22 protein-coding genes and 3 pseudogenes are annotated in these 21604 nt (G+C 72.4%); 19 read left to right on the forward strand and 6 right to left on the reverse strand.

What is annotated here, in order from left to right; all coding sequences use genetic code 11:
• Nucleotides 1-42 precede the first annotated feature (42 nt).
• The 5 genes and pseudogenes from ACFYUS_RS21990 to ACFYUS_RS22010 all read left to right on the forward strand — a co-directional run.
• Complete coding sequence (locus ACFYUS_RS21990) at nucleotides 43-465, forward strand: hypothetical protein (RefSeq protein ID WP_388854497.1); 423 nt, start codon at nucleotides 43-45, stop codon at nucleotides 463-465.
• An 11-nt stretch (nucleotides 466-476) separates the two neighbouring features.
• Nucleotides 477-1154 carry an HAD family hydrolase gene (locus tag ACFYUS_RS21995; protein ID WP_388854500.1) on the forward strand — a complete coding sequence of 226 codons (678 nt, stop codon included), beginning with the start codon at nucleotides 477-479 and terminating at the stop codon, nucleotides 1152-1154.
• A 687-nt stretch (nucleotides 1155-1841) separates the two neighbouring features.
• Complete coding sequence (locus ACFYUS_RS22000; protein ID WP_388854503.1) at nucleotides 1842-3143, forward strand: cytochrome P450; 1302 nt, start codon at nucleotides 1842-1844, stop codon at nucleotides 3141-3143.
• 5 nt (nucleotides 3144-3148) lie between these two features.
• Nucleotides 3149-3703, forward strand: coding sequence for a DUF6328 family protein (locus tag ACFYUS_RS22005; RefSeq protein WP_388855143.1), 555 nt, complete (start codon nucleotides 3149-3151; stop codon nucleotides 3701-3703).
• A 251-nt stretch (nucleotides 3704-3954) separates the two neighbouring features.
• Nucleotides 3955-4170: pseudogene (locus ACFYUS_RS22010) on the forward strand (metallophosphoesterase); the annotation flags it as partial.
• 202 nt (nucleotides 4171-4372) lie between these two features.
• Here ACFYUS_RS22010 and ACFYUS_RS22015 read toward each other — a convergent pair.
• Nucleotides 4373-4503: pseudogene (locus ACFYUS_RS22015) on the reverse strand (transposase); the annotation flags it as partial.
• 165 nt (nucleotides 4504-4668) lie between these two features.
• On the opposite strand from ACFYUS_RS22015, the gene ACFYUS_RS22020 reads away from it, so the two are divergent.
• From ACFYUS_RS22020 to ACFYUS_RS22030, 3 genes are read left to right on the forward strand one after another with little or no spacing between them, the layout of a single operon-like run.
• On the forward strand, nucleotides 4669-5031 hold the full coding sequence (locus ACFYUS_RS22020; RefSeq protein ID WP_388855146.1) for a MarR family winged helix-turn-helix transcriptional regulator: 363 nt from the start codon (nucleotides 4669-4671) through the stop codon (nucleotides 5029-5031).
• Complete coding sequence (locus ACFYUS_RS22025; protein ID WP_388854506.1) at nucleotides 5028-6461, forward strand: MFS transporter; 1434 nt, start codon at nucleotides 5028-5030, stop codon at nucleotides 6459-6461. Before ACFYUS_RS22020 ends, ACFYUS_RS22025 begins: the two co-directional genes overlap by 4 nt.
• 33 nt (nucleotides 6462-6494) lie before the next feature.
• Complete coding sequence (locus ACFYUS_RS22030; RefSeq protein ID WP_388854509.1) at nucleotides 6495-6788, forward strand: DUF1330 domain-containing protein; 294 nt, start codon at nucleotides 6495-6497, stop codon at nucleotides 6786-6788.
• A 710-nt stretch (nucleotides 6789-7498) separates the two neighbouring features.
• Here ACFYUS_RS22030 and ACFYUS_RS22035 read toward each other — a convergent pair.
• From ACFYUS_RS22035 to ACFYUS_RS22045, 3 genes are all read right to left on the reverse strand, one after another.
• A complete protein-coding gene (locus tag ACFYUS_RS22035; RefSeq protein ID WP_388854512.1) occupies nucleotides 7499-8113 on the reverse strand; it encodes a hypothetical protein in 615 nt (204 codons plus the stop codon).
• 541 nt (nucleotides 8114-8654) lie between these two features.
• Nucleotides 8655-9239 carry a hypothetical protein gene (locus ACFYUS_RS22040; protein ID WP_388854515.1) on the reverse strand — a complete coding sequence of 195 codons (585 nt, stop codon included), beginning with the start codon at nucleotides 9237-9239 and terminating at the stop codon, nucleotides 8655-8657.
• A gap of 212 nt (nucleotides 9240-9451) precedes the next feature.
• Complete coding sequence (locus ACFYUS_RS22045; protein ID WP_388854518.1) at nucleotides 9452-9607, reverse strand: DUF6131 family protein; 156 nt, start codon at nucleotides 9605-9607, stop codon at nucleotides 9452-9454.
• A gap of 104 nt (nucleotides 9608-9711) precedes the next feature.
• Between ACFYUS_RS22045 and ACFYUS_RS22050 the strand changes: the two genes are divergently transcribed.
• Together ACFYUS_RS22050 and ACFYUS_RS22055 are read left to right on the forward strand one after the other, a co-directional pair.
• Nucleotides 9712-9837 carry a hypothetical protein gene (locus ACFYUS_RS22050; protein ID WP_388854521.1) on the forward strand — a complete coding sequence of 42 codons (126 nt, stop codon included), beginning with the start codon at nucleotides 9712-9714 and terminating at the stop codon, nucleotides 9835-9837.
• Nucleotides 9838-10171: 334 nt separating this feature from the next.
• Entirely contained in the window at nucleotides 10172-11011 is an 840-nt protein-coding gene (locus ACFYUS_RS22055) for a class II glutamine amidotransferase (RefSeq protein ID WP_388854524.1), read from the forward strand.
• A 153-nt stretch (nucleotides 11012-11164) separates the two neighbouring features.
• Here the strand turns inward: ACFYUS_RS22055 and ACFYUS_RS22060 are convergent, their stop codons facing one another.
• Nucleotides 11165-11443 carry a hypothetical protein gene (locus tag ACFYUS_RS22060; RefSeq protein WP_388854527.1) on the reverse strand — a complete coding sequence of 93 codons (279 nt, stop codon included), beginning with the start codon at nucleotides 11441-11443 and terminating at the stop codon, nucleotides 11165-11167.
• Nucleotides 11444-11634: 191 nt separating this feature from the next.
• Complete coding sequence (locus tag ACFYUS_RS22065; RefSeq protein ID WP_388854530.1) at nucleotides 11635-11949, reverse strand: MarR family transcriptional regulator; 315 nt, start codon at nucleotides 11947-11949, stop codon at nucleotides 11635-11637.
• A gap of 127 nt (nucleotides 11950-12076) precedes the next feature.
• Between ACFYUS_RS22065 and ACFYUS_RS22070 the strand changes: the two genes are divergently transcribed.
• The 9 genes and pseudogenes from ACFYUS_RS22070 (at nucleotide 12077) to ACFYUS_RS22110 (ending at nucleotide 21580) form a co-directional block, all read left to right on the forward strand.
• Nucleotides 12077-12451, forward strand: a complete 375-nt coding sequence (locus ACFYUS_RS22070; RefSeq protein ID WP_388854532.1) for an STAS domain-containing protein — start codon at nucleotides 12077-12079, stop codon at nucleotides 12449-12451.
• 385 nt (nucleotides 12452-12836) lie between these two features.
• Nucleotides 12837-14624 (forward strand): thiamine pyrophosphate-requiring protein, encoded by a 1788-nt coding sequence (locus ACFYUS_RS22075; protein ID WP_388854534.1) that lies wholly within the window; start codon nucleotides 12837-12839, stop codon nucleotides 14622-14624.
• Nucleotides 14625-14627: 3 nt separating this feature from the next.
• Complete coding sequence (locus ACFYUS_RS22080) at nucleotides 14628-17702, forward strand: FAD-binding and (Fe-S)-binding domain-containing protein (protein WP_388854537.1); 3075 nt, start codon at nucleotides 14628-14630, stop codon at nucleotides 17700-17702.
• Complete coding sequence (locus ACFYUS_RS22085) at nucleotides 17699-18898, forward strand: enolase C-terminal domain-like protein (protein ID WP_388854540.1); 1200 nt, start codon at nucleotides 17699-17701, stop codon at nucleotides 18896-18898. The genes ACFYUS_RS22080 and ACFYUS_RS22085 overlap by 4 nt, the downstream gene beginning before the upstream one ends.
• Nucleotides 18895-19173, forward strand: a pseudogene (locus ACFYUS_RS22090) (trehalase-like domain-containing protein); the annotation flags it as partial. The gene ACFYUS_RS22085 and the pseudogene ACFYUS_RS22090, both read left to right, overlap by 4 nt.
• Nucleotides 19174-19294: 121 nt before the next feature.
• On the forward strand, nucleotides 19295-19714 hold the full coding sequence (locus ACFYUS_RS22095; protein WP_388855148.1) for a glycoside hydrolase family 15 protein: 420 nt from the start codon (nucleotides 19295-19297) through the stop codon (nucleotides 19712-19714).
• A complete protein-coding gene (locus ACFYUS_RS22100) occupies nucleotides 19711-20667 on the forward strand; it encodes a TIGR03557 family F420-dependent LLM class oxidoreductase (RefSeq protein WP_388855151.1) in 957 nt (318 codons plus the stop codon). The genes ACFYUS_RS22095 and ACFYUS_RS22100 overlap by 4 nt, the downstream gene beginning before the upstream one ends.
• A gap of 179 nt (nucleotides 20668-20846) precedes the next feature.
• Complete coding sequence (locus ACFYUS_RS22105; protein WP_388854543.1) at nucleotides 20847-21299, forward strand: hypothetical protein; 453 nt, start codon at nucleotides 20847-20849, stop codon at nucleotides 21297-21299.
• Nucleotides 21296-21580 (forward strand): monovalent cation/H+ antiporter complex subunit F, encoded by a 285-nt coding sequence (locus tag ACFYUS_RS22110; protein WP_388854546.1) that lies wholly within the window; start codon nucleotides 21296-21298, stop codon nucleotides 21578-21580. The genes ACFYUS_RS22105 and ACFYUS_RS22110 overlap by 4 nt, the downstream gene beginning before the upstream one ends.
• Nucleotides 21581-21604: the final 24 nt, after the last annotated feature.

Consider the following 21604-nt stretch of genomic DNA (forward strand, 5'->3'; position numbering starts at 1 on the left):
GATCGCGGCACGTCGCGGGACACGACGCGCATCGAGTACACGATGACGACCGGGCAGACCGGCCCCCGTGAGTCGGTCGGACACGTGGCCGAGGCGGAACGGGCCGGATGCGGCCTCCGCTCCGAAGGCCGGTTCCGGATCATCCGCGCCCTGCTCACGGGCGAGTACGCGACACGGCACGGCCGCCACGCCGACGTGGTGATCACCACCGAGCCGAAACGCGGACTCCTCGGCGCCGAACTCCCGTTCCCGGCGGGGTGCGACCAGGCCTCCGAGCACACCCGGCCGGAGGACGTGGCGAGCATCCCCCGTGGGGGGGGCGCAGACGCCGCCGTGGCGGCGGACCGTCCCTTCGCCGAGGCCGGGTTCACCTGCCTCGCCCTCGTCCCGGTCGGCGGCGCCCACCAGATGCCCTTCCACCACCGGGCGGAGACGGCCTCGCCGCCCGCCCTCCGCGACCTGTAGGGGGCCCGGACATGGACCGCGCCGCACTCTTCGACGTCGACGGAACCCTCGTCGACTCCAATCACCTGCACGTCGTGGCCTGGTGGGAGGCCTTCCGGCAGAACGGCCACCGGGTGCCGGCCCATGCCGTGCACCGGGCCATCGGCCTGCCGGGGGAGCAGCTCATCGACCACCTGCTCGGCCGGTCCCGAGACCGGTCGGACGACGACCGGCTCGGCGCCGCCCACGACACCCTCTACAGCACCTTCTTCGAGCGCCTGCAGGCCTTCGGCGGGGCGGGCGAACTGCTGCGGGCCCTCGCGGGCGACGGCTGGAAGGTCGTCCTGGTCACCTCGGCCCAGGACCGGGAGCTGGACGCCCTGCGCCGGGCCGTCGACGCCGACGACGCCCTCACGGACACCTCCACCGCCGACGACGTCGAGAAGGGAAAGCCCGCCTCCGACCCGATCGAACACGCCCTCTCGCTCGTCGGCGTGCCCGCCGGCCGGGCCGTGTTCGTCGGCGACAGCGTCTGGGACATGAAGGCCGCGCGCCGCGCCCACGTGGTGTGCGCCGGGCTGCTGTGCGGCGGCATCCCGCGCGCCGACCTCACCGAGGCGGGCGCCGCCGCCGTGTACGACGACCCGGCCGACCTCCTCACCCACCTCCACACCAGCCCCTTCAGGACCGTGGGGAGACGAACCACATGACCGGAGCGAGCGATGCGGACGGCCCCTGATCGCCGTAGCCGTCGTCGCCGCCGTAGCGGTCGTCGCCGTCGTCGCCGTCGTCGCCGTCGTCGCCGTCGAGCTCGTACGGTGCTCCCCGTACCCGAGAGCTCCCGACACGTACGAGAAGGGGGTCGCAGCGCCTCGACGACCCACCCGGCGGCGGGGGTGGCCCGGAGAGCACCGGATCGCCACCCTGCCGCTCGACCAGGCGGCCTCCGAGGTGGCCTGCCCGGTGCGGGGAGGCCAACGCGCGTACGACATCGCCCTGGGCCGTACGGAGGCCAGGACCTGGGGGATCGGCCGCCCGGAGGCGGGACGAGCCGACGACGCGCCGCTGCCGCCGGCCTCGGTGGTGCCGAGCGGGACCACCCGAGGGTCCGCCCTCCGCGGAGCAGGCGCGGCACCGCGCGTCCGACCGCGCCCGGGGCGGCCGGAGCGACCGCGCTCGCCCAGGCGTTCCAGTGCCGGGGCGATCGTGGCGCCGTCCTCGAACCGGTCGGCGACGAGCGTGCGATGCACGAGGCCCGACAGACCGGGGAGTGCCCGTGCCACGGCTCCCGTCTCGCCCCCTGCGGCACGACCTTCCCGGGCCCGGCGGCCGCCCCCTGGGGACCGAACGCCCGACACGCGCGCGTGCCCCCGCTTCGACGGGGTAGCCGCAGGGGCATGAACCCGCTGATCCAGGACCGCACCGCCGCGCTGCTGCTCCAGGGATACGGCCGGCTGCCCGACGCGCGCCGCCGGGCGCCGAACGGCGACGTCGTCCGGACCCGGCTGATCGGCCGGGCCGCCGTCGGACCGAGCGGACCCGATGCGGTGCGCTTCTTCTACGACGAAGCCCATGTACGGCGGGCCGGCGCGCTGCCCGGACCCGTGCTCGGCACCCTCTTCGGGCGGGGCGCCGTCCACACCCTGGACGGCGCCGACCACCGCGTACGCAAGGCGCTCTTCGGCGGCCGGCTCACCGGGCCGGCCGCCGTCGCCTCCCTCGTCGCGCACGCCGAGAACGCCTGGCGCGAGGCGTTCGACGCCCGTGCCGTCCGGCGCGAGGCCGTGCTCTTCGACGAGGCGGCGCTCGTGCTCGCGCGGGGCGTCCGGGACTGGGCCGGGCTGCCGTACGACGACGCACGCGTCGGCGGCCTGGCGCGGGACTGTGTCGCCATGGTCGACGGCTTCGCCACCCCGGGCCCACGCCCCCCGCGGGCCCGCCGCGCCCGGTCCCGCCAGGAGGGTTTCCTCGCCCGTGCGGTCGAGGAGGCGCGGGTGGCGGCGGCACCGGCGGCGGACACGCCGTTCGCCGCGTTCGTCCGGCACCGGGATGCCGACGGCGGTCTGCTCGACCTCCACACCACCGCCGTGGAGCCGCTGAACATCGCCCGTCCCGCGATCGCCATCGCCTGGTTCGTGACGTTCGCGGGACACGCGCTGCACCGGTGGCCCGAGACCCGGGAGCGCCTGCGCGAGGACGGACCAGGTGCCTACGCCACGGCCTTCGCCCACGAGGTCCGCCGGTTCTACCCCTTCGTGCCGTTCGTCGGCGGCATCGCCGCCCGTGACCTGGAGTGGCACGGCGAACCGATCCCCGAGGGCGCGCTGATCCTCCTCGACGTGTACGGGCAGAACCACGACGCGGCCCTCTGGCCGGCCCCGTACCGCTTCGACCCCAGGCGCTTCCTCGCCCGGCCACCACCCCCGGACGCCCTGATCCCGCAGGGCGGCGGCGACACCCGTACCGGCCGTCGCTGCCCCGGTGAGGACATCACGGTCGCCGTCCTCGCGGCCCTGTCGCGCGCACTGGCCCGGCAGGACCGGACGCTTCCCCCGCAAGACCTGCGGATCCCCCTGCGACGGATCCCGACCGCGCCCCGCAGCGGCCTCCGGATCGCCCTCGCTCCTGCCTGTTCACGAGACCGTCCGACGGGCACTCCCCAGAACGGGGCGGGCCTTGAGCCGAGGAGGACGTCATGACCGCGATGAGACGCCTGACGGATGCCGAGCGGCGCACCGAGAAGGAGGAGACAGCGCGTCGGCCACAGGCACCACGCCCACCGGAAGGCGCCCGGGAACGGGTGAACAGACGGTGGCAGGAGATCCTTCAGGAGACCCGGGTCGCTCAGACCGGCGTGCAGATCCTGTTCGGCTTCCTGCTGAGCCTCTCCTTCACCGCCCGCTTCCGTGAACTCGGCGACTTCGACCACGGACTGTACGTCGTCACCATCGTCCTCGCGGCCTTCACGACGGCCGCCCTGATCGCCCCGGTCTCCCTCCACCGCTACCTCTCCGGGCTGCGGCTGAAGGAGGAGGCCGTGACCGCCGCCGGGCGGCTCATGGTCTGCGGCATGGTCCTCCTCGCCCTGACCATCGCCTGCACGCTCATGCTGATCCTCAACGTGGTCCTCGGTGACGCGCTGGCCGCCGGGATCGTCGTCGGCGGGGTGATGCTGTGGTTCGTGCTCTGCTGGTACGTCGTCCCCTACCGCCTGCGGCGCAAGGCACTGTCGGACTCCCCGGACGGAGCATCGCGATGAACGGCGGCGAGAGCGGCACCACCGGATCGCCCGGTTCGGAGAACGCCTCGCACACGAGGACGTGGCCGAACTCGGCGTGCGCGTCGAGGCACATGGCGCGGCCGTCGTCCTGACGGGCACACCCCCGACGGCCGACCGCCGCGACGAGATCCTCCGCCCCGCCGACACCGGACTGACCGGCATCCCGGTGCACACGGACCTCCTGGTCGCCTGCCCGGCCCCGCCCCGCCCGACCGGCCCGAGGAACTGTCGTGACCTCCCGGCCCGCTCGGAACCGGACCGTCGTCCGGGTGGCGGCCGTGGGCGGCATCCGTCTGAGCACGGACTGCCGGGGCCTGCTGCGCCCGTCCTTCGAGAACCTGCCGCTCCGCGCGGACCTGCTCCTCCTCGTCGGCGACCTCACCCGTCACGGCACCGTCCCGGAGGCGGAAGCGGAGGCGGAGGCGGTCGCCGGGGAGGTCCGCGACCACGGGGCTAACGCGGCGAAAGCCGTGTCCACCTTCCTCGGTGTCTCGATTCCGAGGGGACGTCGGATCTCTCCGAGTGCCCCAGGTGACGCTCGTGCGTCTCGGTTGTAGAGCGCCGACGTTGCGCCGTTTGTCGAGGTACTGCTGGAACGCCATGGGGGGGCGCGGCCGGCAGGGGCCCGTCGGCGGGTTCTTGAAGGCTCAGCCGTTCGACGGTGATCGCGAGTGCGGTCAGGACGTGCTGGACGTGCGTCTTCGCGAGGCCGCGGTAGCGGCACCGGCGTCCGCGTGGCCGTCCGCGGCCCCCTCGATGCTGCCCTCGACCCCTGGGCGCAGCCCGTGGAGCCGGCGCCGGTCGACCATTTCCATAAGTGATGAATATAAAAACGCTATGCTTCTGGCATGAGTCGTCACGACACCGCTCCTGGCGCGTCCGCCGCCATCGGGGCAGCCCTCTACGGCCTGGCCACCAGGGCCGCGAGACGCCTGCCCCGGGACATGAGCCTGACGTCCGCCGCCACCCTGGCCACCCTGGACCGGACCGGCCCGCGGCGCATCACCGATCTGGCCGCGGTCGAGGGCGTCACCCAGCCCGCGATGACCGCTCTGGTCCGGGTGATGGAGGAGTCCGGCCTGGTCGAGCGGCGGGGTGACGCGTCCGACAAGCGGGTCACGCTGGTGTGCCTGACCGAGGCCGGTGCCTCCTACGTCCGGACGCGGCGCCAGGCGGGTGTCCACGCGTTCGAGCGGTTGATCGGCGAGCTCACCGGCGACGAGGTCGAGGCGCTGGTGGCGGCCCTTCCGGCCCTGACGCATCTGGCAGAGCTCGAAAGGCAGGACCGCGAAGGGCCGAAGCAGTGACCGGGCAGCCGGTCGGCGGGGCCGCGGTGAAGGCGTTCCCGGTGGCGCGTTCCGAGGCGCGGCTGCTGGTCCCGGCCCTGATGTTCATCGCTCTGGTCGTGGCGGCGGTCGCCAGCCTCGGGACGCCGCTCATCACCAGCGTGGCGACCTCGTTCCACGTCTCGCTCGGCAGCGCGCAGTGGACGCTGACCGTCGCGCTGCTCAGCGGCGCCGTCGCCACGCCGGTCCTGGGCCGGCTCGGAGCCGGCCCGCACCGGCGGGCCACGATCCTCGCCACGCTGGCGGTCGTCGTCGTCGGCAGCGCGCTCACCGTGCTGCCGCTGCCGTTCGCGTGGCTGCTGGCCGGCAGGGCGGCCCAGGGCGTCGGGCTCGGGCTGACGGCGCTGATGATGGGCGTGGCCCGGGACCACCTCCCCGAGGAGCGCAGCGCGGCCGTGATCGCCCTGATCTCGGTGGTCTCGATCATCGGGGCCGGCGTCGGCTACCCGCTGGCCGCACTGCTCGCCGAGCTCGGCGGGGTACGGGCCGCCTACGGCCTCGGCCTGGTCGTCACCGCCGCCGCCCTCCTGACCGCGTGGCGCTCCATGCCCGAAGCCCCCGCAGGCCGCTCCGCCCACGTGGACGTGGCGGGCGCGGTCGTCCTGGCCGCTGCGCTGCTCCTGGTGCTGTTCCTCGCCGGCGAACGGAATCTGTGGAGTCGGCACCTCGCCGTGGCGGTGGCCCTCGCCGTCGTCGCGGTGGTGCTGCTCTGCCTCTGGGCCGTCATCGAGCTGCGCAGCACGACGCCCCTGGTCGACGTGCGGGCGGTGCGGCACCCCGCGGTCGCCGGGGCGAACCTCGCCATGTTCGTCGGCGGGATCGGCATGTACCTCCTGCTCACGCTCATCACCCGGTACGCGCAGACGCCGCACGGCGCCGGCTACGGATTCGGGCTGACGACCTTCGTCGCCGGACTGGTCCTCATCCCGTTCTCGGTGCTGGGGTTCGTCGCCGGCAAGCTCACGCCGCGGGTCCGGACGCGGATCGCCGGCCCCCTGGTCCTGGCCGGCAGCGCCGTCGTGGTCGGCGGCGGGTTCGCCCTGTTCGCGGCGGCCCGGTCGGACCTGGCCGAGCTGTTCGCGGCGATGGGAGTGCTCGGCTTCGGCGTCGGCGGCTTCTCGGCCGCGATGCCCGGCGTCATCCTGGCCGTCACCCCCAAGAGCGAGACGTCGAGCGCCATGAGCTTCCACTACGTCGTCCGCAGCGTCGGGTACTCCCTGGGCAGCGCCATCGGCGGCCTGATCCTCGCCGCGGGCACCGGTCCCGGCCACCTCTTCCCCGACGACGGCGCCTACACCACCGCGGCGCTGGTCGGCATCGGCGCCATGGCGATCACGACGCTGACAAGCCTCGCTCTCGCCCGCCGACGCTCGTCCGAGACCAACCCGTGAGTCAGATGCACTCGTCCCCACACTGGAGGTTCCATGCCCAAGGGCTACTGGGTCAGCGTCTACCGCACCATTTCAGACCCTGAGAAGCTGGCTGCTTACAACGAGCTGGCCCGTCCGGCCGTCGAGGCCGGCGGCGGCCGGGTCCTCGTCCGTGGCGGTCGGGTCGTGGCGCATGACGCCGGAATCGCCGAGCGCACCGTCCTGATCGAGTTCGACAGCTTCGAGCAGGCCGTCGCGGCACGCGAGAGCGCGGCCTACCAGGAGGCGCTGGCCGCCCTCTCCGACGGCGTCGAGCGCGACTTCCGCATCGTCGAGGGCATCGACTGACCGAGGTCCAGTCGGATCCATGCGGAACCCTCTCGGGTCCGGTGCATGGGGAGGGCGCCCGTGGAGGCGTCCTCCCGCCGTTTCGGGATGGGAGCCAGGGATGTGCGGCTCAACGTGCTCAGCTCGCGGCGGAGCCGCTGGAGCTCGTCGTCTTCGGCGGCCAAGACGGACAAGGAGAGCCGTTGTCGCTCCATGAGCTGGGTGAGCGCGGTGTGTGTGCGGGCGAGTCTGCCGGCGAGCCGCTGCTTGAGGTCCCGCAGTCGGGTGGTGCGGGCCTCGCGGGGGTCGGGCTGCTGCCCGCCGCTCCTCGAACTCGCCCTTGAGGTGGCCCCAGGTCCGGTGGAGGGAGGCGCGGGAGTCGTCCGCCTCGTGGGCGAGCGTCTTGACGTCGCAGGCGCCGCCGGGCGGGATCTGCCCGGCCGGCGGCAGCTCGATCTGCCGGTCGGTGACCACCTTCGCCGGGCCCGGCTCGTGGTCTGCCAGTTCCTTCTCGACGGCGCGGAAGGAAGCCGGCAGCGCGTCGGCTCCCGGGCCTGCGGGCATCTGGTCTTGTCCGAACTGCCGGTACGCCTCGACGGCCAGCAGTCCCCCGGGGCGGGCGGCCGACTCGGCAGACAGCGTCCGCGGCAGGCGGCGGGGTGCACCGGCTCGTCGGGGATCGGCTCCAGGCCCATGCGGCGGCCGGCGGACGAGGCGACCCACTGCCGCAGTCAGGTCATGGCCCCGTTGGAATCGAAGCCGTTGAACGCGCCGAACAACGGCTGTCCAGGCCCGGAGTCGGTGAGCTGTTCGGCCAGGGCGATGCCACGGACGACTCCCTCGATGACGACCCACTCGTCGACCTCGCCGCCCCGTAGACGCCCTTGCTGACCAGGCGGTGCCGGCCAGAGCGGCCGGGCCTGGGCGAAGAGAGCCTTGTGAATGTCCCGGTGTCCCGTCAGCCGTAGCGGGTGCTGGAAGTTGGCTGTCAGCAACGGATCCTTCGGAGCCCACCCCAAGCGGAGGCGCTTGGTCATCTGGAAGTCCTCAATCCGCGGCAGCGGCTGCCCCGTCCGCAGATTCCTCGACCACTCGACGTTGCGCCAGGAATCGCGCTCGGTCTGCAGCTGGGTCCGCAGGTCCACGATGTGCGGTCCGAGCACGCCGACCAGGTGCGAGCACGCCGTCAGCAGCGGCCGCAGGACCTCGTCGTCCAAGGGCTCCGTCCTGATCGCCACCTGGGTCCGGGACGGTGCCCCGGTCACGCGCAGCCGCCGGCGGTCGATGGGCAACAGACTGCCGTCGTCCCCGCGCAGATCACGGGCCTTGACCCAGCCGCGCATCATGTACTCCTCGAAGGCCGCGCCGGGCCAGCCCGCCTTGCCGCGTCACCAGCCACACGTGCTCGGCCGGCTCGGCCGGGGCATGCCTGCGCAGCAGGGCGCTGTGCTGCAGCCACTGCTCCAGCAGCCGCGACGCCCGCGGCGACAACACCGAGCTCTCGTCCGCCGTGCGGCCCTTGGCGTAGGACGGCAGCGTCGCCTGCCTCCCGGTCCAGTGGATCCCGGACACCTGCAGACCGGTCAGTCCGTCCGGGACAATGCCGGTCCAGGCCGCCAGCGGCTGTAGGGAATCGCCTCCTCGTGGGACGGGAACAGCGCCGCCCTGGCCCGCTCGATGCCCCGATGCCGCCCGGTGAACGTCCTCGGCGTCAAGCCCAGATGAGCGGCGACCTCCGTCCGCGTCACCGGCCCCATCCGCAGCATCAGTCAGGCCCCGTTCACCTCGCTCCAGCCGCCGACCGCCGGATCCTGCCCGCCCTGGGCGAGCACGACCATCGCCCGCTGTGCCTCCCCCGGGGGCGTACCTCCTGCCCGTAGAGGTCGATCAGCCGGTTCCACTCGGCCGGCGCGCAGGGAGGAAGCGGTCCGCTGAGGGCGGGGCGCGTGTGGTTCTTGCCGGACGCCATCTGCCGCACCGGCTCCGGCAGCACCTGATGCCGGGTGTCCAAGGCCCGGAGGATCGTCGGGTGCGGTATTCGATCAGGTAGTGCGAGCGCAGCCAGAACGCCCCGAGCACGGCTCGGGTCAGCTCAGCCGCCGAACCGGTGAAGCCGTCCCCCGCCAGTTCCCGGACCATCCGGCGCAGGGTGTGAGCGAAGCTCTTCACCGTGGTCAGCTTGGCGAGCGGCCCATGGGGATGGACCGTGGCAGCGAGGCCCTCGGTCGGATCGGCCGCACCGATGACCGCGCGGGTCCGTTCCCAGGCCGCGCGGTAGGTCCGGTGGACGTCCAGGCGCTTGAGGCAGACCTCCGCCGTGGCCACGCTGGAATGCGCCAACAGGTCCCGCGGGATCAGCAGCGGATCGGCTTTCAGCAGGTGGAGCGCCAACCCGGACGCATCGCCGGTCGCCGCGGCGAGCTGGGCGGCCTGCCGGTAGTGGCCCTCCACCAGCTTCTCCAGGGTGGCCATGGCAAAGGTGTGCCGGCCCCGATGCGGTGCGACGTCGGGAAACCGCGGCTCGAAGCGCTCACGGATCCGGCGAGCCGTGCGGTGCCCCCGCGGACGTCGAGGCCGGCAGGAGTCTGCGCGCCGGTCGCGTTCGCGGATCCGAGCGGCGGTTTCAACGGGACGGGTCCGAGGCGCCTGCCACTCCCTCGATGTGAGTGCCGAGTGCCGACTCTCTACCAGTAGTGGCGGCGCCCACCGACTGCATGGCCGACCGCGCCGAGAATCCAGAGGACGGCACCGATGACCACGAGAATGACCCCGATGGTCCAGAGGATGTTGATTCCGGCTATGAGGCCGATCACGAGCAGGATGATGCCGAGGACGATCATGGTGTCCTCCGATTCTGTGAGCGCTTCACATCTCTGAGCCGGAGCAGGGGCGGCCTGACGCGGCCTGGCGGATTCTGAGTGACGGGTGCGAGAAGGAAGCCGACATGGTTTCCCCCTTCGACGAGCTTCTGCATCCGGCCCACGAGCCAGGCGCGGGATTCGTCCAGTACCGGCGCCCCGCCCTTCCCGGGCTGCCACGCCACTCGGCCGAGCTCGTCGGCTTCGTCTGAACTCTCGTCACGTCGCCCGCCGTTTCGGCAGACCCTTCCGGCTGGAAGTCCATGGCCAGGAACATGGGCGGGTGGTCGGTCGGCGATCTCGGTGCCGAACTCGCACCCCATGAAGCGGGGGAATTCCTCGAACCGCGTCCACTGGCCGTACACGTGGTGCAGGGGTACGCCGGCGTTGACGGAATCCTTCGCCATGCCCACGAGAATTCTCCTTGTTCCGGCACAGACATTTCTGGACAGCGGGTCGTCTACCCGGCATCCGACGTGCTAGTCGTCGCGTTCCGTCGCCCGCTCCGGCGTAGGCTCGGGTTATGCGCTGAAGGGGATGGTGCGTATGTGCCGCTGGCTCGCCTACTCGGGTTCGCCCCTGCTGCTCGACGCGGTGCTCTACCGCCCGGAGCACTCACTGATCAACCAGAGCCTCCACGCGCGGATGGGCGTCGAGACGACCAATGGCGACGGTTTCGGAGTCGGCTGGTACAGCTCGGACGGCGACGGGACGCCGGCGGTCTTCCGCGATGTGGGTCCGGCCTGGAACAACCGCAACCTGCGCGAGCTCGCCGCTCACGTCCGTTCTCGCCTGTTCTTCGCCCATGTCCGCGCCTCGACCGGTTCCGCGGTCCAGCAGACGAACTGCCACCCGTTCCGCCACGGCCGCTGGCTCTGGATGCACAACGGAGCCATCGCGGACTTCCCCCGGTTGCAGCGCGACCTCTGCATGGCCGTCGATCCGGTGCTTTTTCCCTTCATGGAGGGATCGACGGATTCCGAGGTGATGTTCTACCTGGCTGTCACCTTCGGTCTCGACCAGGACGTTCCGGGAGCGGTGGCCAGTACGGTGGGCCTGATCGAGCACATCGGCAAGGAACACGGCGTACCGGATCCCCTGCAGATGACGGTGGCCGTGAGCGACGGTGAGCGCGTGTGGGCCTTCCGCTATTCCAGCGAGGGAAAGTCCCGCTCGCTCTTCTACAGCAGCAGGGCGGAGACCGTCCGCCATCTTCACCCGGAGCTGGACTACCTGAGGGAGATCTCTGATGAGACCCGCATCGTGGTCTCCGAGCCCTTGGGCGATCTGCCCGGCGTGTGGAACGAATTGCCCGAGGCCAGTTACACGACGGTACCTTCCGGCCCGGATGCCGATTACCTCGCGTTCTCCCCGAGATTCCCGTGATCTCTGATCGTGCCCGGCACGGCCGGTGCCGTGCCTCAGGGGTGAGGGGGGAAGGGTGAGTTCACGGCGAGGGCTTGTTCTCGGACTGTCGGCGTCTGAGGCGGCGTCAACCGAGCGCAACGGGCTCTGAGACCGGAGTCCACCGCCGGGAGGCTATGCGGCGGCTGGTCGCGACGACGAGGGTGGAGCGGTTCGTGCGCAGACGGCCATGGGGGTGCCGAGTGCCTCGCACAGGCGTCGGAAGCGGGCGAGCACGCTGAGGGACGCGGGTGATGGTTCAGCCGTGGGAAGTTGGAAGCGGACGAGGCGCGGCCGGTGGGCATGCAGCAGCATCTCGGCGTGCATGGCGACAGCCGCGCGACTGGTGACGTCGAGATCGCGGTGGAGCGAGAGGTGTAGCACGCCGTCCTCGTACTCGTGGCTGAACAGCATGCCCGTCTCCTTCCGTGGACGAGGGAGGCCGCCCCTGCGCGAGGCCGCTCTGCGCGGAGAGCGCGGCGAAGGGGGAGATGTCCATTATCGGCGGGGTGGGGCCTGTGCGCAGCTCCGGCGGATGCGCCGGGCGGTTCCCACGCCTCGAAGGGCGCCGCCGATGCGCCGGACGGCCTTCGGCCGCTGCCCGCCTAGGGAGTGTCGTGCGGGTCGGCGAGGAGGGCGAGGAGGCCGGAGATCTCGTGGTCGGCTTCGGCGGGATGCCGGAAGCGGGAGCCTCGCACGATGTCGTAACGGTTGCGGCGGGCGTCGTCCGCGCGGTCGCGGGTGAGGTAGCCGGCCTCTTCCAGGTCGGTGACGATGGCCTGCACCGTCCGCTCGGTGATGCCGCAGCTCACTGCGATGTCACGGAGCCGTACGCAGGGATCACGGGCGATCGCCAACAGCACTCGGGCGTGGCTGGTCAGGAAGGTCCACTCCGAGTGAGTGCCTCTGGTATCGCCCATATGAGCATGGTGCGCCTGGGCTGAAGGGCCCCGCAAGTACGCGAAGTGGATTTCAGGCAATTATTGTCATGCGATCCGGTAAATGAGATAATTCTGACTTCAGGACTGGATCGGCCCAGGAGATCCAGTGACTTCCGTCTCTGACGCCTTCGGCCGCGCTCTCATACTGGACGGAGAGGCCGAAGGCGATATCGCCGTCTCGGCGAGAATGACCGAGAGCGGCGCTTCGGTCAGCATCCGCGGAGAGCTGGACCTCAGCAGCGCCCCCTATCTCCGGACGAGTCTGCTGCAGGTCATGGCGGCCTGCGCGGACGGTGGCGGGCTCACCCTGGACCTGTCCCAGGTCCCCTTCTGTGATTCCACCGGTTTGAACGTCCTGCTGCGTGCGCGCCAACGAGCTGTGAGCGAGCACCGCACCCTGACCATCGCAGCCGCCAGCCCCCAGGTGATGCGCCTGCTGGAAATGACCGGCGCGGCCCCGCTCTTCACCGGCAAGACGTGACGGGGTCCGGGCGAACGGTGTGTGGTGGATCGTGGCGACGCACGTGATGACGTCGTGGGGGACGGTGGGGAAACCGGCCGGCGCATCCGCGGCGCCGAAGGCCGCGGGCAGCGCGGCAGGAGTCGGTTCCTGAGCTCGATCGGTGAGGACCGGATCGGAATCGACGGCCCTCACGGCGTCGGCTCGTCCGGCCATCCGGCCAGGGGCTTCGCGAGATCACCGCTTCCGGAACCGGCGTCCAGGGCCCGTTCGAAGCGCCTCGGCAGCCGGGCCGCCACCATCGAGGGGCCGCGCTGCCGCCGAGGCAGGTTTCAGCGCGTCGTCAGCGGTTAGCCGCGCTTGTAGGCCCGCCCGCGGCCCGGAACCGCAGGGAAGGAGTCGGGTGATGAAGGTTTCCGACTACGTGCTGGAGCGGCTGCGCGACTGGGGGGTGGAGTACGTCTTCTCCTATCCGGGCGACGGCATCAACGGGCTGCTGGCCGCCTGGGGACGAGCCGATGACCGGCCGCGGTTCGTCCAGGCGCGGCACGAGGAGATGGCGGCGTTCGAGGCGGTGGGGTACGCGAAGTTCTCCGGACGGACCGGGGTGTGCGCGGCCACGTCGGGACCGGGGGCGATCCACCTGCTGAACGGGTTGTACGACGCGAAGCTCGACCACGTGCCGGTGGTGGCGATCGTCGGCCAGACCGATCGCAGCGCGATGGGCGGTTCCTACCAGCAGGAGGTCGACCTGGCCGGTCTGTACAAGGACGTGGCCTCGGAGTTCTGTGAGGTGGTCACCGTCCCCGCGCAGCTGCCGAACGTGCTGGACCGGGCGCTGCGGGTGGCCGCGACCCGGCGCACGGTCACCGCGGTGATCGTCCCGGCGGACGTGCAGGAACTGGACTACGAGCCGCCGGCCCACGCGTTCAAACAGGTCCCCTCGAGTCTCGGTACCCCCCGCTACACACCGGTCCCGGCCGAGGAGGAGCTGACGAAGGCGGCGGAACTCCTCAACGCCGGCGAGAAGGTGGCCATGCTGATCGGGCAGGGCGCGCGCAGCGCCCGCCCGGAGGTCGAGCAGGTCGCCGAGCTGCTCGGCGCGGGCGTGGCGAAGGCCCTGCTCGGCAAGGACGCGCTACCGGACACACTGCCGTACGTCACCGGGGCGATCGGCCTCCTCGGCACCCGTCCCTCCTACGAGATGATGCGGGACTGCGACACCCTGCTGGTGGTGGGCTCCAGCTTCCCCTACACCCAGTTCCTGCCCGAGTTCGACCAGGCCAGGGCGGTGCAGATCGATCTGGACCCGTCCATGGTGGGCCTGCGCTACCCGTTCGAGGTGAACCTCGTCGGTGACGCCCGCGAGACGCTGCGCCGGTTGATCCCCTTGCTCGAACCCCGGACGGACGGCACCTGGCGCAAGACGATCGAGGACAACGCCGCCCACTGGTGGGAGGTCATGCAACGCCGCGCCGAGGTCTCCGCTGACCCGGTCAACCCCGAGTACGTCGTGCACGCCCTGGACGCGCTGCTGCCCGAGAACGCGATCGTGGCCGCGGACTCCGGGTCGGCGGCGAACTGGTACGCCCGCCACCTGCGGATGCGCGACGGCATGCGCGGCTCGCTGTCGGGCACCCTGGCGACCATGGGGCCGGGAGTGCCGTACGTGATCGGCGCGAAGTTCGCGCACCCCGACCGCCCGGCGATCGCGATCGTCGGCGACGGCGCCATGCAGATGAACGGCCTCGCGGAGCTGGTCACCGCCGCGAAGTACCAGGGGGAGTGGTCCGACCCCCGCATGGTGGTCGCGGTGCTCAACAACCAGGACCTCAACCAGGTGACCTGGGAGATGCGCGCCATGCAGGGTGCCCCGCAGTTCGAGCCCTCGCAGGCCCTGCCGGATCTGCGCTACGCCGACATCGCGCGGCTGCTCGGTCTGGAAGGGGTGCGGGTGGAGCGGCCGGAGGACGTGGAGCCGGCCTGGCGTCAGGCCCTGGCGGCGGACGGGCCGTTCGTCATCGACTTCCGCACCGACCCGGCGGTGCCGCCGATCCCGCCGCACGCCACCTGGGACCAGATCAAGGCCGCGGCCCTGTCGGCCCTCAAGGGCGACAGCGACCGGGCGTCGATGGTCAAGCGGGGCGTGAAGGCGAAGATCCAGGAGTTCCTGCCCGGCGGTGGACGGAGCTGACCGATGTCCGGCAGCCAGGAGGCCGAGCTCGTCGCACTCGAACGAGCCCTGCGAACCGAGGCGGACGGCGAGGTCCGCTTCGATCCGGGGAGCCGCGGGGCGTACGCGACCGACGGCTCCAACTACCGTCAGGTCCCGCTCGGCGTGGTCGTGCCGCGCACGGTGGAAGCGGGCGCCGTCGCGCTCGGCGTGTGCGCCCGGTTCGACGCGCCGGTCCTGTCCCGCGGGGGCGGCACCAGCCTCGGAGGCCAGTGCACCAACGAGGCGGTGGTCATCGACTGGACCAAGTACTGCGACCGACTCCTCTCGGTGGACCCCGAGGCGCGGACCTGCGTGGTCGAACCGGGCATCGTCCTGGACGAGCTGAACCGGCGACTCGCCCCGTACAAGCTGAGGTTCGGACCTGAGCCGTCCACCCACAGCCACTGCTCGCTGGGCGGGATGATCGGCAACAACAGCTGCGGGGCCTCCGCCCAGGCCTACGGCAAGACCGCCGACAACGTCCGCCGCCTGGAAGTCCTCACCTACGGGGGAACCCGGTTCTGGGCCGGCCGTACGGACCGGGCGGAGTTCGCGAGGATCACGGCCGAAGGCGGGGCCCGCGCCCGGCTGTACCAGGACCTGAAGGACATCGTCGGGCGCTCTCTGGCCGAGATCCGCGAGGGCTACCCGAAGATCCCGCGCCGGGTCTCGGGATACAACCTGGACGCGCTGCTGCCGGAGAACGGGTTCGACGTGGCCCGGGCCCTGGTGGGCAGCGAGGGCACCCTGGTGACCGTCCTGCGGGCCGAGCTGGACCTGGTCGAGGTGCAGGCCGCCGAAGCGCTCCTCGTCCTGGGCTTCGACGACATCTACGCCGCCGCCGACGCCGTCCCCGCCCTGCTCGAACACAGCCGCCCCACCCAACTGGAGGCCGTCGACGGGCGCATGGCGCAGCTGATGCGCGAGGAACACGCCTGTCCGGACTCGCTGGAGAGCCTGCCCGAGGGCGACAGCTGGCTGCTGATCCAGTTCACCGGCGACACGACGGAAGAGGCGGACGAGCAGGCGTACGAGCTGTTGCGGTCGCTGGGCCGCGACGAGGACGACCCGGGAGTGGCGCTCTCCGACGACCCCCCGCGGGAGCGGGAGATGCTCAAGGCCCGGGAGGCGGGCCTCGGAGTGACCGCCCGCCCACCGGACGGCTCCGAGACCTGGGAGGGCTGGGAGGACTCCGCGGTGGCCCCGGAGAAGCTGGGCGACTACCTGCGCGACCTGGAGCGGCTCTTCGACCGGTACGGCTACCAACAGGCCTCCCTGTATGGACACTTCGGGCAGGGGTGTGTGCACACCCGGATCCCGTTCGAGCTGCGCGAGGGCAAGGGCGTCGAGGTGTTCCGGGCGTTCCTGTTCGACGCGGCCGACCTCGTGACCTCGTACGGCGGGTCGCTGTCGGGCGAGCACGGCGACGGGCAGGCCCGCGGCGAGCTCCTGCCACGCATGTTCACTCCCGCCCTGATGAAGGCGATGGGCCAGGTCAAGGCACTGTTCGACCCGGGTGACCGGATGAACCCCGGCAAGGTCATCCACCCCCACCGCGTCGATGACGACCTGCGCCTGGGCGCCGCCTGGCGGCCCGAGCCACAACGGACGCACTTCGCGTACTCCGACGACGGCGACGACTTCGGCCGGGCGGTGCTGCGCTGTGTGGGCATCGGCGACTGCCGCACCCACCAGGGCGGCGTCATGTGCCCCTCCTACCGGGCCACCGGAGAGGAAGAGCACTCCACCCGAGGCCGGGCACGGCTGCTCTTCGAGATGCTCGGAGGCCATGACGACTCGCCGGTCACCGGCGGCTGGCGCTCCACCGAGGTCCGCGACGCACTCGACCTGTGCCTGGCCTGCAAGGGCTGCAAGTCCGACTGCCCGGTCGGGGTCGACATGGCCACCTACAAGGCCGAGTTCCTCGCCCACCACTACCAGGGCCGACTGCGCCCGCCCGCCCACTACGCCATGGGCTGGCTGCCGGTGTGGGCGCGGCTGGCCCGCGCGGCACCCGGGTTCGCGAACGCCGCCCTGCACGCACCCGGCCTCGGCCGGACGGGGAAACTTCTGGCGGGCGTCGATCCGCGCCGCGACGTACCGCTCTTCGCCGCCGAGTCGTTCCAGGAGGCCTGGCACCGGTCCGCAGGCACGCCGCCCGATCCGCGCGACGCGCGCACCGTGCTGCTCTGGCCGGACACCTTCACCAACCACTTCCAGCCGCACATCGCCGACGCCGCGACCCGTGTCCTCGGGGACGCGGGCTTCCGGGTCGCGGTGCCGTACGGGCCGGTGTGCTGCGGTCTGACGTGGATCTCCACCGGACAGCTCGCCACCGCCCGCCGCGTCCTGAGACGGACCACACGCGTGCTGCGACCCTGGCTGGAGGCCGGGACGCCGATCATCGGCCTCGAACCGTCCTGTACGGCGGTCTTCCGTGCCGACGCCCCGGAACTGCTTCCCGGAGACCAGGACATCACCCGTCTCGCGGCGGGGACCCGGACCTTCGCCGAGCACCTCGTCGGTCACGCCCCCGACGACTGGCGGCCGCCCACGGTCGACCGGGCCGCGACCGTGCAGACCCACTGCCATCAGCACGCCGTCCTGGGCGCCGACCCGGACAGGGAACTGATGCGCCGGGCAGGCCTGGACGCGCACGTGCTCGACGAGGGCTGCTGCGGCCTCGCCGGCGACTTCGGCTTCGCACGAGGCCACTACGACCTGTCGCTGACGATCGCCGAACAGGGCGTCCTGCCCGCCGTGCGCGACACCCCGCCCGGCGCCCTCGTCCTGGCCGACGGATTCAGCTGTCGCACCCAGATCGAACAGGCCGCGACCGGTCGCAGGGCCCTGCACCTGGCCGAGGCCCTCGCCCTGGCACGGGACGGGCCGCTGCCCGCCGACCGCCCCGAGAAGGCGGCTCCGCGCCCCCGGCTCCGTCCGGCACCGCCTCGCCTGCTGACCGCAGGCCTCGTCGGCGCCATGACCGGTCTGGCCGTACGCGGCGTCCTCGCCGTCCGCGAGCGCCGCCGGACCCGGAGGGACACGACACGATGAGATCCCCGCCCGAAGCGGCGCGGCGCGGGCCCGCGCCGAAGACCACGACCACCGGCGCCCCGACGGTCGAGGCCCTGGGGGCGCGCGTCCTCGAGTTCCCGACCGATGTCCCCGAGGCGGACGGCACGTTCGCCTGGGACCGTACGACCATGGTCCTGGCGCAGGCCCACGGCGGCGGCGCGACGGGCCTGGGCTACGCCTATGGGGACCGGGCCACCGCCGGCGTGATCACCGGGCTCCTCCACGACGTGGTCGTCGGCCGGCCGGTCCTCGACGTCCCGGCGGCGAACGAGGCGATGAGCCGGGCGGTGCGGAACGCCGGCCGGCCCGGCCTGGTCGCCGGAGCCGTCTCCGCGGTCGACATCGCCCTGTGGGACCTCAAGGCCCGCCTCCTGGAACTGCCGCTCGCCGACCTGCTGGGCAGAGCCCGGACCGACGTGCCCGTCTACGGCAGCGGCGGCTTCACCACGTACACCGACCGGCGGCTCGCCGAGCAGCTCGACGGATGGGCGGGCCAGGGCATCACCCGCTTCAAGATCAAGATCGGTGAGGGCCGGGGGACCCGGGAGCGCCGCGACCTGGAACGCACCGAACGGGCCCGGGCCCTGGCGGGCGACGACGCCGAGCTGTACGTGGACGCGAACGGGGCCTATACCCGCAAGCAGGCCGTCCGGATCGGGCGGGCGCTGGACGGCATGGGCGTCGGCTGGTTCGAGGAGCCCGTCTCCTCCGACGACCTCACCGGCCTCGCCCAGGTGCGCGACACCGTCGCGGCCGACGTCGCCGCCGGCGAGTACGGCTACGACCTGCCCTACTTCGCCCGCATGATCCCGGCCGTCGACTGTCTGCAGGCGGACGCCACCCGCTGCGGGGGCATCACCGTGTGGTTGCGCGCCGCCGCGCTCGCCGAGGCCCACGGCCTGCAGCTGTCCGGACACTGCGCCCCGCACCTCCACGCGCACGCCGCCGCCGCCGTGCCGAACCTCCGCCACCAGGAGTGGTTCCACGACCACGTCCGCATCGAGAACCTGCTGTTCGAGGGCGTCCTCGACCCGGCCGGCGGCACCGTGCGACCGGGCCGGGGCGGGGAGCCGGGCCTGGGCCTGACGATCCGGCCCGACGTCGCGGATCGACACCGTGTCCGTGGGCCATCGGCCGGAACCGGGCCGACCGGCCCAGAAGGGACGCGCCGATGACCCAGCCCGCCCGCCGCGGCCGACCCGACCCGCACGCGCTGCGGGACTACGCCCTGCTCGCGGACGGCGAGCGCGGCGCACTGGTCGGGCCGCGCGGCGATGTCGTGTGGATGTGCGCACCGGCCTGGGACGACGATGCCGTCTTCGCGGCGCTGATCGGCGGCGACGGCCGGTTCGGCGCCACCCCCGACGGACCGTTCGTGCGGGGCGGCTACTACGAGCCGGGCAGCCTGATCTGGCGCAGCCGCTGGATCACGCCGGACGGCGTCGTGGAATGCCGGGAGGCCCTGGTCCATCCCGGTGATCCGCATCGCGCCGTGGTGCTGCGCCGGATCCTGGCCGTCGACCGCGAAGCCCGCCTGACGGTGCGACTGAGCATCGCGCACCGACGGCGGTGTGGACGCGGCCCTGCTGCTCCCCGCCCTTCGCGGGGCCCTGCCCGCCGAGGACCCCCGCACCCTCGTGACCCTGCGGGCGGTCCGCACCGACCTGGCCCGCGATCACTTCGTCTACCGGCTCCGCCACGACCGACGGCCGCTGGAGGACGCCGAAGGCGCGTTCCTGCTGTGCGGCGTCGCCCTGGCGACGGCCGAGCACCAGCAGCACGACGACGTCGAGGCCGTGCGGTGGTTCGAACGCGACCGGGCCGCCTGCGGCCCGCCGGGCCTGTACGCGGAGGAGTTCGACGTCGCCCAGCGCCAGTTGCGCGGCAACCTGCCGCAGGCCTTCGTCCACGCGCTGATGCTCGAGACGGCCGCCCGCCTCGGGCGGACGGGGAAGCGAGGGGGGACAAGGAGAGGAGCGGGATGGCGATGACCGAATACGGCTATTTCCTGTCGTGCGAGGAGTTCACTCCCGGGGAGCTGATCGACCAGGCCCGGTGGGCGCGGCAGGCGGGGTTCACCAGGCTGGCGATCTCCGACCACTTCCACCCGTGGAACGACGCCCAGGGCAACAGCGCGTTCGTGTGGTCGGTGATCGGCGCGCTGTCCCAGACCGTGGACCTGCCGGTCACCACACTGGTGACCTGTCCGACGGTGCGTCTGCACCCCGCCGTCACCGCTCAGGCCGCCGCGACCTCCAGCGTCCTGCTCGGCGGCCGCTTCGCCCTGGGCGTGGGGACCGGAGAGGCGTTGAACGAGCACGTCCACGGCGATGCGTGGCCGTCGTTCGAGGACCGGGCCGAGATGCTCGACGAGGCCGTCGAGGTGATGCGCAGGCTGTTCACCGGCGATCCGGTCAGCCACCGCGGCCGGCACTACACCGTCGACAACGCCCGCCTCTACACCGCCCCCGAGGGCCGTCTGCCGGTGTACGTCTCCGCGTTCGGGCCGAAGGCCGCCGAGCTGGCCGGCCGGATCGGGGACGGCTTCGTCACCATGGCCCCCGACACCGGCCTGGTGGGCGCTTTCCGGGAGAACGGCGGTGCGGACAAGAAGGTGGTGGGCGGAGTGAAGGTGTGCTGGAGCGGCGACCGGGACAAGGCCGTCGACCTGGTGCACCGCCTGTGGCCGACCGAGCTGCTGCCCGGTGAACTCGCCCAGGTCCTGCCGACCCCGGCCCACTTCGAGCAGGCGAGCGAGCTCGTCACCCGGGAGATGGTCGCCGACGCGGTCACCTGCGGCGACGAGGCCGAAGAGCACGTCGAGACCGTACGCGCCTATGCGCGGGCCGGATTCGACGAGGTGTACGTCGGGCAGATCGGCCCCGAGCAGGAAGCCTTCTTCGACGCCTACCGGGAGCGGGTTCTGCCCGCGCTGCGAGGCTGACCCGCGTCGGCCGCCCGCCTCGCAGGATCGGGGAGGCAGAGCCGGGCCCGGGCCTCCGGAGCCGCCCGGCCGGCGGTCCCCCTCACCGGGGCTGGGCCGGGCGGGTGACCCTGGACGTGCCTCCCGTGCCGGTACGCCGCGGAGCGGAGACCATGCTCACGGGCGACGGGAGGCCGAGAGTGCGCGAGGTGTCGGAGATCGTGGTGTGGTGGGCCGTGCTCACCGCGGCGACGGTGGTGTTCATCAGTACCGTGTCCCCCGTCGAACTGCTGGTGGCCGCCCTCGCCGCACTGGCCGGGGCGTTCGCGGCCCGCAGGGTGCGTCTGGCCGTCGGCGGCCGGGCGAAGGGAGGCCGGGGCGCGGTGCGCGCGCTCGTCGCCCTGCCGGGTTCGGTCGTGCGCGGTCTGGCCGTACTGACGGCCGCCCTGGTCACCGATCCGGGAGGCGCGACCGTGCGGCGCATCCGTCTGAGGCCCGGGGCGGGGGCAGGGTGGGCCGGCACGATGCTCGCCACGGCGCCGGACACCTGCGTGCTCGACGTCCCGCACGACGACGAGGTCCTCGTACACACCCTGAGCCGGGGGCCCGGCCCGATGGAACGAGCCGTGGCCCGCGCGGGCGGTGCGCGGTGAACGCCTGGGAGGCGGCGGCCCTGGTCCTCCTGGCCGTCCCGGCGCCGGCGTGCCTGTGGGTGGCGGCGCGGGGCAGCACAGTGCGCCGTCTGGTCGGAGCCTCGCTGCTCTCCGGCGTGGCCGGCGCGGTGTTCCTCGTACTGCCCCAGGCCTTCGACCGGTCCTCCTACCAGGACCTCGCGCTGATGCTCGGCGTCCTCGCCCCCGCCGGCACCCTCGTCTTCACCCGCTTCGTCGCCGGCGGCCACCACCGGTCACACGGTTCCGTGCCCGAGAACTGACCGCACCACACCGACCCCGGCCCC

The sequence above is a fragment of the Streptomyces sp. NPDC004284 genome (assembly GCF_042874035.1).
GTDB lineage: Bacteria > Actinomycetota > Actinomycetes > Streptomycetales > Streptomycetaceae > Streptomyces.

Coding starts and splice junctions, on each gene's coding strand:
- ACFYUS_RS22085 (WP_388854540.1), top strand. CDS start 17,699: ATGAGATCCCCGCCCGAAGCGGCGCGGCGCGGGCCCGCGCCGAAGACC.
- ACFYUS_RS21995 (WP_388854500.1), top strand. CDS start 477: ATGGACCGCGCCGCACTCTTCGACGTCGACGGAACCCTCGTCGACTCC.
- ACFYUS_RS22050 (WP_388854521.1), top strand. CDS start 9,712: ATGGTTTCCCCCTTCGACGAGCTTCTGCATCCGGCCCACGAGCCAGGC.
- ACFYUS_RS22005 (WP_388855143.1), top strand. CDS start 3,149: ATGAGACGCCTGACGGATGCCGAGCGGCGCACCGAGAAGGAGGAGACA.
- ACFYUS_RS22065 (WP_388854530.1), bottom strand. CDS start 11,949: ATGGGCGATACCAGAGGCACTCACTCGGAGTGGACCTTCCTGACCAGC.
- ACFYUS_RS22045 (WP_388854518.1), bottom strand. CDS start 9,607: ATGATCGTCCTCGGCATCATCCTGCTCGTGATCGGCCTCATAGCCGGA.
- ACFYUS_RS21990 (WP_388854497.1), top strand. CDS start 43: ATGACGACCGGGCAGACCGGCCCCCGTGAGTCGGTCGGACACGTGGCC.
- ACFYUS_RS22100 (WP_388855151.1), top strand. CDS start 19,711: ATGACCGAATACGGCTATTTCCTGTCGTGCGAGGAGTTCACTCCCGGG.
- ACFYUS_RS22055 (WP_388854524.1), top strand. CDS start 10,172: ATGTGCCGCTGGCTCGCCTACTCGGGTTCGCCCCTGCTGCTCGACGCG.
- ACFYUS_RS22035 (WP_388854512.1), bottom strand. CDS start 8,113: ATGATGCGCGGCTGGGTCAAGGCCCGTGATCTGCGCGGGGACGACGGC.
- ACFYUS_RS22020 (WP_388855146.1), top strand. CDS start 4,669: ATGAGCCTGACGTCCGCCGCCACCCTGGCCACCCTGGACCGGACCGGC.
- ACFYUS_RS22040 (WP_388854515.1), bottom strand. CDS start 9,239: ATGGCCACCCTGGAGAAGCTGGTGGAGGGCCACTACCGGCAGGCCGCC.
- ACFYUS_RS22000 (WP_388854503.1), top strand. CDS start 1,842: ATGAACCCGCTGATCCAGGACCGCACCGCCGCGCTGCTGCTCCAGGGA.
- ACFYUS_RS22030 (WP_388854509.1), top strand. CDS start 6,495: ATGCCCAAGGGCTACTGGGTCAGCGTCTACCGCACCATTTCAGACCCT.
- ACFYUS_RS22060 (WP_388854527.1), bottom strand. CDS start 11,443: ATGCTGTTCAGCCACGAGTACGAGGACGGCGTGCTACACCTCTCGCTC.
- ACFYUS_RS22080 (WP_388854537.1), top strand. CDS start 14,628: ATGTCCGGCAGCCAGGAGGCCGAGCTCGTCGCACTCGAACGAGCCCTG.
- ACFYUS_RS22075 (WP_388854534.1), top strand. CDS start 12,837: ATGAAGGTTTCCGACTACGTGCTGGAGCGGCTGCGCGACTGGGGGGTG.